Source organism: Streptomyces sp. E2N166 (assembly GCF_003671715.1).
Taxonomy (GTDB): domain Bacteria; phylum Actinomycetota; class Actinomycetes; order Streptomycetales; family Streptomycetaceae; genus Streptomyces; species Streptomyces thinghirensis.
Genome location: NZ_RAIF01000025.1, coordinates 495,742 through 503,793, shown reverse-complemented (window position 1 = coordinate 503,793; position 8,052 = coordinate 495,742). Strand labels below are relative to the sequence as shown.

General features: G+C 73.2%; 6 protein-coding genes and 1 pseudogene. 3 read left to right on the top strand and 4 right to left on the bottom strand.

Translation table 11 applies throughout. From position 1 onward, the window contains the following. Window positions 1-823: sugar phosphate isomerase/epimerase (locus EBH09_RS20390; RefSeq protein ID WP_153182690.1), on the bottom strand; the 823-nt coding region annotated here is incomplete at its 3' end. Between the two features lie 152 nt (window positions 824-975). After that, entirely contained in the window at window positions 976-1,908 is a 933-nt protein-coding gene (locus EBH09_RS20385) for a Ppx/GppA phosphatase family protein (RefSeq protein WP_121748395.1), read from the bottom strand. Window positions 1,909-1,979: 71 nt separating this feature from the next. Between EBH09_RS20385 and EBH09_RS20380 the strand changes: the two genes are divergently transcribed. Further along, window positions 1,980-2,792: a hypothetical protein gene (locus tag EBH09_RS20380; protein ID WP_121748394.1), complete on the top strand. Its 813-nt coding sequence runs from the start codon at window positions 1,980-1,982 to the stop codon at window positions 2,790-2,792. A gap of 46 nt (window positions 2,793-2,838) precedes the next feature. On the opposite strand, the gene EBH09_RS20375 is transcribed toward EBH09_RS20380, so the two are convergent. Then, on the bottom strand, window positions 2,839-4,647 hold the full coding sequence (locus tag EBH09_RS20375; protein ID WP_121748393.1) for a sigma-70 family RNA polymerase sigma factor: 1,809 nt from the start codon (window positions 4,645-4,647) through the stop codon (window positions 2,839-2,841). 291 nt (window positions 4,648-4,938) lie between these two features. On the opposite strand from EBH09_RS20375, the gene radA reads away from it, so the two are divergent. Then, window positions 4,939-6,348 (top strand): DNA repair protein RadA, encoded by a 1,410-nt coding sequence (gene radA, locus EBH09_RS20370; RefSeq protein WP_121748392.1) that lies wholly within the window; start codon window positions 4,939-4,941, stop codon window positions 6,346-6,348. Window positions 6,349-6,429: 81 nt separating this feature from the next. Further along, window positions 6,430-7,554 (top strand): DNA integrity scanning diadenylate cyclase DisA, encoded by a 1,125-nt coding sequence (disA, locus tag EBH09_RS20365; protein WP_121748391.1) that lies wholly within the window; start codon window positions 6,430-6,432, stop codon window positions 7,552-7,554. A 108-nt stretch (window positions 7,555-7,662) separates the two neighbouring features. Here disA and EBH09_RS20360 read toward each other — a convergent pair. Then, window positions 7,663-8,052: pseudogene (locus tag EBH09_RS20360) on the bottom strand (hypothetical protein); the annotation flags it as partial.

Sequence of the window (8,052 nt, the reverse complement as noted above, 5' to 3'; positions counted from 1 at the left end):
GGCCCGGTGCGCCCGCCGACGCCAGGTGCAGGCGGGCGAAGGCCAGTGCCTCGGCGAGATCGGCCTCACGTTCGGCGCTGGACATCGCGCGACGGGTGTTGACCTCGATGACGACGTGGCCGTCGAAGCCGGTGTGCGCGAGGTGCTCCAGCACCTCGGCGCAGGGCTGGTCGCCGCGGCCGGGGACGAGGTGTTCGTCCTTGGCGGAGCCCTTGCCGTCGGCGAGGTGGACGTGGCCGAGGCGGTCGCTCATGCGGCCGAGCATGTCGAGGGTGTCGATGCGGGAGGTGGCGGCGTGGCTGAGATCGATCGTGAAGTGGCGGTAGTCCTCCTTCGTCACGTCCCAGTCGGGGGCGTACGCCTGCATCTCGCGGTCGCGGTACCGCCAGGGGTACATGTTCTCGACGGCGAACCGCACGTCGGTCTCGTCCGCCATCCGCCAGATGCCGCTGACGAAGTCCCGGGCGTACTGCCGCTGCCAGCGGAACGGGGGGTGGACCACCACGGCGCTCGCGCCGAGTCGCTCGGCGGCGGCGCGGGCGCGCTGGAGCTTGACCCAGGGGTCGGTGGACCAGACGCGCTGGGTGATGAGCAGGCAGGGCGCGTGCACGGCCAGGATCGGCACGCGGTGGTAGTCGCTGAGTCTGCGCAGCGCGTCGATGTCCTGGCTGACCGGATCGGTCCACACCATGACCTCGACTCCGTCGTAGCCGAGGCGTGCGGCGATCTCGAAGGCCGTCGCGGTCGACTCCGGGTAGACGGAAGCCGTCGACAGGGCGACCTTCGCATCCGGGATGCGGACTACGTCCCTTGGTTTTGCCACGGGGGTCAGGTTACGGGGTGAGGTTGGGTGGGTGCGGGTTGCCCTTTCCCCGTTGTGGTGATTGCCATACGCCGAGTGCGGGGCGGTTCGTGGTCGCTCGCGCCCGCGGCGGCGGAGCCGCACATCGATACGGCCCCGCGCCCCTTGGGGCGCTACACCGGGCCCATGTGGTCGAGGCGCCGGAGGATGACTCCCTCTCTGAGCGCCCATGGGCAGATTTCCAGGCTTTCCACGTGGAAGAGGTCCATCGCGGCCTCGGCGACCAGGGCGCCGGCCAGGAGCTGGTTCGCGCGGCCCTCGGAGACGCCGGGGAGCTCGGCGCGCTCGGCTGTGGTCATGGCGGCCAGGCGGGGCACCCAGGCCTCCAGGGAGGCCCGCTTCAGCTCGCGCTGGACGTAGAGGCCCTCGGCGGAGCGGGCGGCGCCGGCGATGCGGGCCAGCTGCCGGAAGGTCTTGGATGTGGCGACCACGTGGTCGGGGGCGCCGAAGCGGCTGAAGTCGCCGACCGTGCGGGCGATCTCGGTGCGGACGTGGCGGCGCAGCGCCCTGACGTCGTCCGGGTGGGGCGGGTCGCCGGGCAGCCGGGCGGCGGTCAGCCGGCCCGCGCCGAGCGGCAGCGACACGGCGGTGTCGGGCTCCTCGTCGATGCCGTAGGCGATCTCCAGGGAGCCGCCGCCGATGTCGAGGACCAGCAGCTTGCCCGCGGACCAGCCGAACCAGCGGCGGACGGCGAGGAAGGTGAGCCGGGCCTCCTCGGCGCCGCTGAGGACCGTCAGCTCGACGCCTGTCTCCTCGCGCACGCGCGCGAGGACGTCGTCGGCGTTGCTCGCCTCACGCACGGCGGAGGTGGCGAACGGCAGGAGGTCCTCGACGCCCTTGTCCTCTGCGGCCTGGAGCGCCTCCCGGACGACCGCGACCAGCCGGTCGACGCCGTCGGGGCCGATCGCGCCGTCCTCGTCGAGGAGCTGGGCGAGGCGCAGTTCCGCCTTGTGCGAGTGGGCGGGCAGCGGGCGCGCGCCCGGGTGTGCGTCCACCACCAGCAGATGCACCGTGTTCGAACCCACGTCGAGGACACCGAGTCTCATGTAGGGAACGCTACTGCCAGCGGGGAGTGCGGCGGTGCCGTCATCCGGCCCGGGCGACTTACCCTGGAGCCGTGCCAAAGACGAAAAAGGCGAAGGACGAAAAGTCGGCCAAGAAGGAAAAGAAGCACAAAATGGGCGACGAGAAGGGCCTCGACTTCGCGCGCGCGTGGGTGGAGTTTCCGGATCCGGCGGACGACGAGCAGGTCTTCCGGTGCGATCTGACATGGCTGACCTCCCGCTGGAACTGCATCTTCGGCAGCGGCTGCCAGGGCATCCAGGCGGGCCGCGCGGACGACGGCTGCTGCTCGCTGGGCGCCCATTTCTCCGACGAGGACGACGAGAAACGGGTCGCCGAGCACGTGGCGCGGCTCACGCCGGACGTCTGGCAGCACCACGCCGAGGGCACGCGGGACGGCTGGATCTCCGAGGACGACGAGGGCTCCCGGCAGACCCGGCCCTTCCAGGGCTCGTGCATCTTCCAGAACCGGCCCGGCTTCCCCGGGGGTGCGGGCTGCTCGCTGCACATCCTGGCCCTGAAGGAGGGCCGGGAGCCGCTGGAGACCAAGCCGGACGTGTGCTGGCAGCTTCCGGTCCGGCGGACGTACGAGTGGATCGACCGGCCCGACGACACCCGCGTGCTGCAGGTGTCCATCGGTGAGTACGACCGGCGCGGCTGGGGCCCGGGCGGGCACGACCTGCACTGGTGGTGCACCTCGGCGACCTCGGCGCACGGCGCCGGCGACCCGGTGTACGTCTCGTACCGGCCGGAGCTGATCGAGCTGATGGGCAAGGCGGGCTACGACCGGCTGGTCGAGCTGTGCGAGGAGCGCCTGGCCTCGCAGTTGCCGCTGGTGGCACCGCATCCGGCGGACCCCGCCCGCTGAGCCCGGTTCACCGAATGCCGTCTTGTGAGGCGGCCTGAGAAGTGCTCTACGAGGTGGACGGGCTCGGGTCGCCGTCCTCGCCGGGCGGCGGGGACGAGCCACCCGTGCCGCCGGTGGGCGACGGGTCGTCCGTGGGTGTCGGGTCCGGGTCGGGCGACGTGGGCGACGGGTCGTCCGTGGGTGTCGGGTCGGGAGGCGCCGAGGTCGACGGGGACGGATCCGGGTCCGGGCCGGGGTCGGACGGGTGCGGCGAGTCGTCGGGGGTATCGGGGCGCGGGCCCGGGTGGGAAGGGCTGGGCGCGGTGCCGTAGCCCTCGATGGAGACGACGGCGCCGGCGGGTGAGACGGCCACCCGTGCGCTCCAGTGGCCGGACGGTTCCCGCAGGTGGTCGACGTAGACCTTGATCGTCAGTGTCTCGCCGGGGTCGAGGGTGCCCGACGACTGGCTCAGGTACAGCCAGGAGGCGCCGGTGGACGCGGACCAGCGCACCGGTGCGTCGCCGGTCGCGGTCAGGGTGACGAGCGTGGTGTCGCCGTCGTGGCCGGCCGTGACGTCCAGGCGGCCGGCGCCCTTCTCGCCCGCGCCGGAGACGCTGACGACCTCCACGGAGACGTCGGCCTTGCCGTTCCTGCCGAAGCGGGTGCCGGGGGCGGTGCTCGCGTTGCCCGCGTTCTCGTAGCCGTGGCCGTCGCCCGCGGACTCGCCGTCCAGGCCCCCGGGATCCTGCGCCTCGCTGGCGCTGGCCGAGCGGCCGCCCTCGCCCTCGACGACCGGGGTGCCGCGGTAGGCCGCCCACAGGGCGAGCGCGGGGGCGGCGACGACGGTGGCCACGACGGTCGTGGTGACGGCACGCGCGCGCAGGCGGTCGCGCCGGGCCGCGCGGTCCTTGGGGTCCATCGGGAAGCCGCGCCGGTCGAAGCGGGGTGCGGCGCTCCGCGCGCGCGGGAGGTGCGCCATGGCGACGTGCAGCGCCGCGCGGGGTGCCTCCAGGACGGGCAGCTCGGCGGGCGTGACGCTGGTGCCGGGCCAGCGGCCCGGGATCGCGCGCTCGGCGGTACGGCGGCAGCGCGGGCAGTCGTCGACGTGCCGGACCAGCTCGCGGCGCAGGGCGGCGCTCAGTACGTACTGGTTGTCGCCGGTGAGGCGGGCGACGCCCGGGCAGCCGCCGGTCTCGACGACGGCGAGGGCGGCGCGGGTGCGCTCGACCTCGCAGGCGGCGGAGGCGAGCAGTTCACGGGCTGCGGCCAGGTCCATGCCGAGGACGGCGGCGACCTCGTGGGCGGCGAGGTGGTGGCGCACGGCGAGTTCGAGGGCCTCGCGCTGCTCCGGGGTGGTGCCGGCGGCCTCCGGCCAGGCGAGGAGGGCGAGTTCGCGGCGGTGGCGCTGCTGTGCTTCGTCGTTGCCGCCGCGTCCATCGGTGTCGCCGCGTCCGTCGTGTCCGTCGTGCGCGGTGGGCGGCGACAGGGGCGCGGGCTGCTGTCGCGCGGTGCGCTGCCGGACGGCGTGGGGGCGGCCCGCCGCGTGGCTGCTCGGACGTTTCTGCTTGGCCTCGGCCAGCTTGCGCAGGCAGGCCCAGCGGGCCAGCGCGTACATCCACGCCCTGCGGTCCCCGGCGGCTCCCGGGCCGCGGTGGCCGCGGCGCTCGGCGAGCGCCAGGACGTCCCCCAGGGCTTCGGTCGCGGCGTCGTGGTCGCAGAGCACGGACAGGCAGTACGTGAACAGGCCGTCCAGATACGCGTCGTAGCGTGCGGGCGGCCGCTGCGCCAGCGTGCGCGCCGCGGTGCGGTCACGCGCTTCCCGGTGCGCCCGGTGTGCGCCGGTCGTGCGGGTCGTGGTCTCCGGACTGCTCCTCATCACTCGGCGACCGTAGGGGGCTATGGGTGGCGCGAACTGGCGCATTGGGCCCTTTTAATCCGTACGGGTGAAACGATCCCTCATAAGGGGACAGGAACCCGGCGTTCCGTGGCCGGTTCAGGGTGCCGAGTGGTCCGTTCGGGGTGCCGGAGACGATCTGTTCGTTCTGCGCGGGGCGGGACGGCGGCGAGGTATGCGAGTGGGGGCGGCGGCGAGGGATGCGAGTGGGGGCGGCACGGATCGCGAGTGGGGGCGGCGCGGGTTGTCAGTGGGGGCGGTTACGGTTCGTGCATGGCTGCCCGTGCGAAGTCCACCAAGGAACGGCCGTCCTACCGCTGCACCGAGTGCGGCTGGCAGACGGCCAAGTGGCTCGGCCGCTGCCCCGAATGCCAGGCCTGGGGCACGGTCGAGGAGTACGGCGCGCCCGCGGTCCGTACGACGACGCCGGGGCGCGTCACCACCTCCGCGCTGCCCATCGGCCAGGTCGACGGCCGTCAGGCGACCGCCCGCTCGACCGGCGTGCCCGAGCTGGACCGGGTGCTCGGCGGCGGGCTGGTGCCCGGCGCCGTGGTGCTCGTCGCGGGTGAGCCCGGCGTCGGCAAGTCCACCCTGCTGCTGGACGTGGCGGCCAAGTCGGCGAGCGAGCAGCACAAGACCCTCTATGTCACGGGTGAGGAGTCGGCGAGCCAGGTACGGCTGCGCGCCGACCGCATCAAGGCGATCGACGACCATCTGTACCTCGCCGCCGAGACCGACCTCGCGGCCGTCCTGGGGCATCTGGACGCGGTCAAGCCCTCCCTGCTGATCCTGGACTCCGTGCAGACGGTCGCCTCCCCCGAGATCGACGGCGCCCCCGGCGGCATGGCACAGGTGCGGGAGGTGGCGGGCGCGCTGATCCGCGCCTCCAAGGACCGCGGCATGTCCACCCTGCTGGTGGGTCACGTCACGAAGGACGGGGCCATCGCCGGCCCGCGGCTGCTGGAGCACCTCGTGGACGTCGTGCTCCATTTCGAGGGCGACCGGCACGCCCGCCTGCGACTGGTCCGCGGCGTCAAGAACCGGTACGGCACCACCGACGAGGTCGGCTGCTTCGAGCTGCACGACGAGGGCATCACCGGCCTGACCGACCCCAGCGGGCTGTTCCTCACCCGCCGCGCGGAGCCCGTGCCCGGCACCTGCCTGACCGTCACCCTGGAGGGCCGCCGCCCGCTGGTCGCCGAGGTGCAGGCGCTCACGGTCGACTCCCAGATCCCGTCCCCCCGGCGCACCACCTCCGGTCTGGAGACGTCCCGCGTGTCCATGATGCTGGCCGTCCTGGAGCAGCGCGGCCGCATCAGCGCCCTGGGCAAGAGGGACATCTACTCCGCGACGGTCGGCGGTGTGAAGCTTTCCGAGCCGGCCGCCGACCTGGCCGTCGCGCTCGCCCTCGCCTCGGCCGCCAGCGACACCCCGCTGCCCAAGAACCTCGTCGCGATCGGCGAGGTCGGCCTCGCCGGTGAGGTGAGACGGGTCACCGGCGTGCAGCGCAGGCTCTCCGAGGCGCACCGCCTGGGATTCACGCACGCCCTGGTGCCGACCGATCCCGGCAGGGTCCCCGACGGCATGAAGGTCCTGGAAGTCGCGGACATAGGGGACGCCCTGAGGGTGCTTCCGCGCTCGCGTCGGCGAGAGGCCCCACGGGAGGACGAGGACCGCCGGTAGACTTTGCCCTGGTCTCGCCCGTCCGTACGACCGAGTGTGCGACAGGGGAGCACCTGAAGAACCTGCGACCGGAGGAGTGCAGTGGCAGCCAACGACCGGGCAGCAGCTCCCGGAAAGTCCGGTGGGAGTGCCGGTGCCGATGGCCTGATGCGCGCCTCGCTGAGCGCGGTGGCGCCCGGCACGCTCCTTCGGGACGGCCTGGAACGGGTCCTTCGCGGCAATACCGGCGGCCTGATGGTGCTGGGCTCCGACAAGACCGTCGAGTCGATGTGCACCGGCGGTTTCGTACTGGACGTCGAGTTCACCGCGACCCGGCTGCGCGAGCTGTGCAAGCTCGACGGCGGCATCGTGCTGTCCTCGGACCTGTCCAAGATCCTGCGGGCCGGCGTGCAGCTGCTTCCGGACCCGACCATCCCCACGGAGGAGACCGGCACCCGGCACCGTACGGCGGACCGGGTCAGCAAGCAGGTCGGCTTCCCCGTCGTCTCCGTGTCGCAGTCGATGCGGCTGATCGCGCTCTACGTCGACGGCCAGCGGCGGGTGCTGGAGGACTCCGCGGCGATCCTGTCCCGGGCCAACCAGGCCCTGGCGACCCTGGAGCGCTACAAGCTCCGCCTCGACGAGGTCGCGGGCACGCTGTCGGCGCTCGAGATCGAGGACCTGGTCACCGTCCGGGACGTCTCCGCGGTCGCCCAGCGTCTGGAGATGGTGCGCCGCATCGCGACCGAGATCGCCGAGTACGTGGTGGAGCTGGGCACGGACGGACGGCTGCTGGCGCTCCAGCTGGACGAGTTGATCGCCGGCGTGGAGCCCGAGCGCGAGCTGGTCGTACGGGACTACGTGCCCGAGCCGACCGCCAAGCGCTCCCGCACGGTCGAGGAGGCGCTCGCCGAGCTGGACAAGCTCAGCCACGCCGAGCTGCTCGAACTGTCCACGGTGGCCCGGGCGTTGGGCTACACCGGCTCTCCGGAGACCCTGGACTCGGCGGTGTCGCCGCGCGGCTTCCGGCTGCTGGCGAAGGTCCCGCGGCTGCCCGGCGCGATCATCGACCGGCTGGTGGAGCACTTCGGCGGCCTGCAGAAGCTGCTCGCCGCCAGCGTGGACGACCTCCAGACGGTGGACGGCGTCGGCGAGGCGCGGGCGCGCAGTGTGCGGGAGGGTCTGTCGCGGCTGGCGGAGTCGTCGATCCTGGAGCGGTACGTCTGAGGGCTGCCGGCCGAGTCGGCGCGGCCGGGCCGGGGCGGCCGGGCCGGCGCGGCCGGGCCGGGGCGGCCGGGCCGCGCGCCGCGTCGGCACCGAGGCCGCGTCGGAGGCTCAGTCGCTCTTCAGCACGAACGACGTCCGCACCTTCTCGAACCCGGCCGCCTTGGCCTCCACCAGGTACGTCCCCGCCTTGGCCGACCCCGCCGGGGGCGTCCCGCACTCGGGGGCGCTCGGCTTGCGGTCCCACTTCACCGTGTAGGCGATGCCGCTGCCGGCGGCCACCCGGTACTGCAGACTCCCCGCGCCCTTGACGCAGTCGTCGGAGGACCAGTAGGCGTCGTCGCCCTCGGCCGGCGTGATCGTCAACACCGCGTGCTTCGGGCCGAGATCGACCTTGCAGTCGCTGCCAGAGGTGTTCCGAGCGGTCAGTTCGAAGGTAGGGGTCTGACCGGGCGTGTAGTTGTTGCGGACACTGCGCAGGCTCAACTTCACCGCGCCCGA

Bases quoted from the DNA above. Each gene is read 5' to 3' on its own strand.
- EBH09_RS20385 (WP_121748395.1), bottom strand. From the start codon at position 1,908: ATGAGACTCGGTGTCCTCGACGTGGGTTCGAACACGGTGCATCTGCTG.
- EBH09_RS20375 (WP_121748393.1), bottom strand. From the start codon at position 4,647: ATGAGGAGCAGTCCGGAGACCACGACCCGCACGACCGGCGCACACCGG.
- radA (WP_121748392.1), top strand. From the start codon at position 4,939: ATGGCTGCCCGTGCGAAGTCCACCAAGGAACGGCCGTCCTACCGCTGC.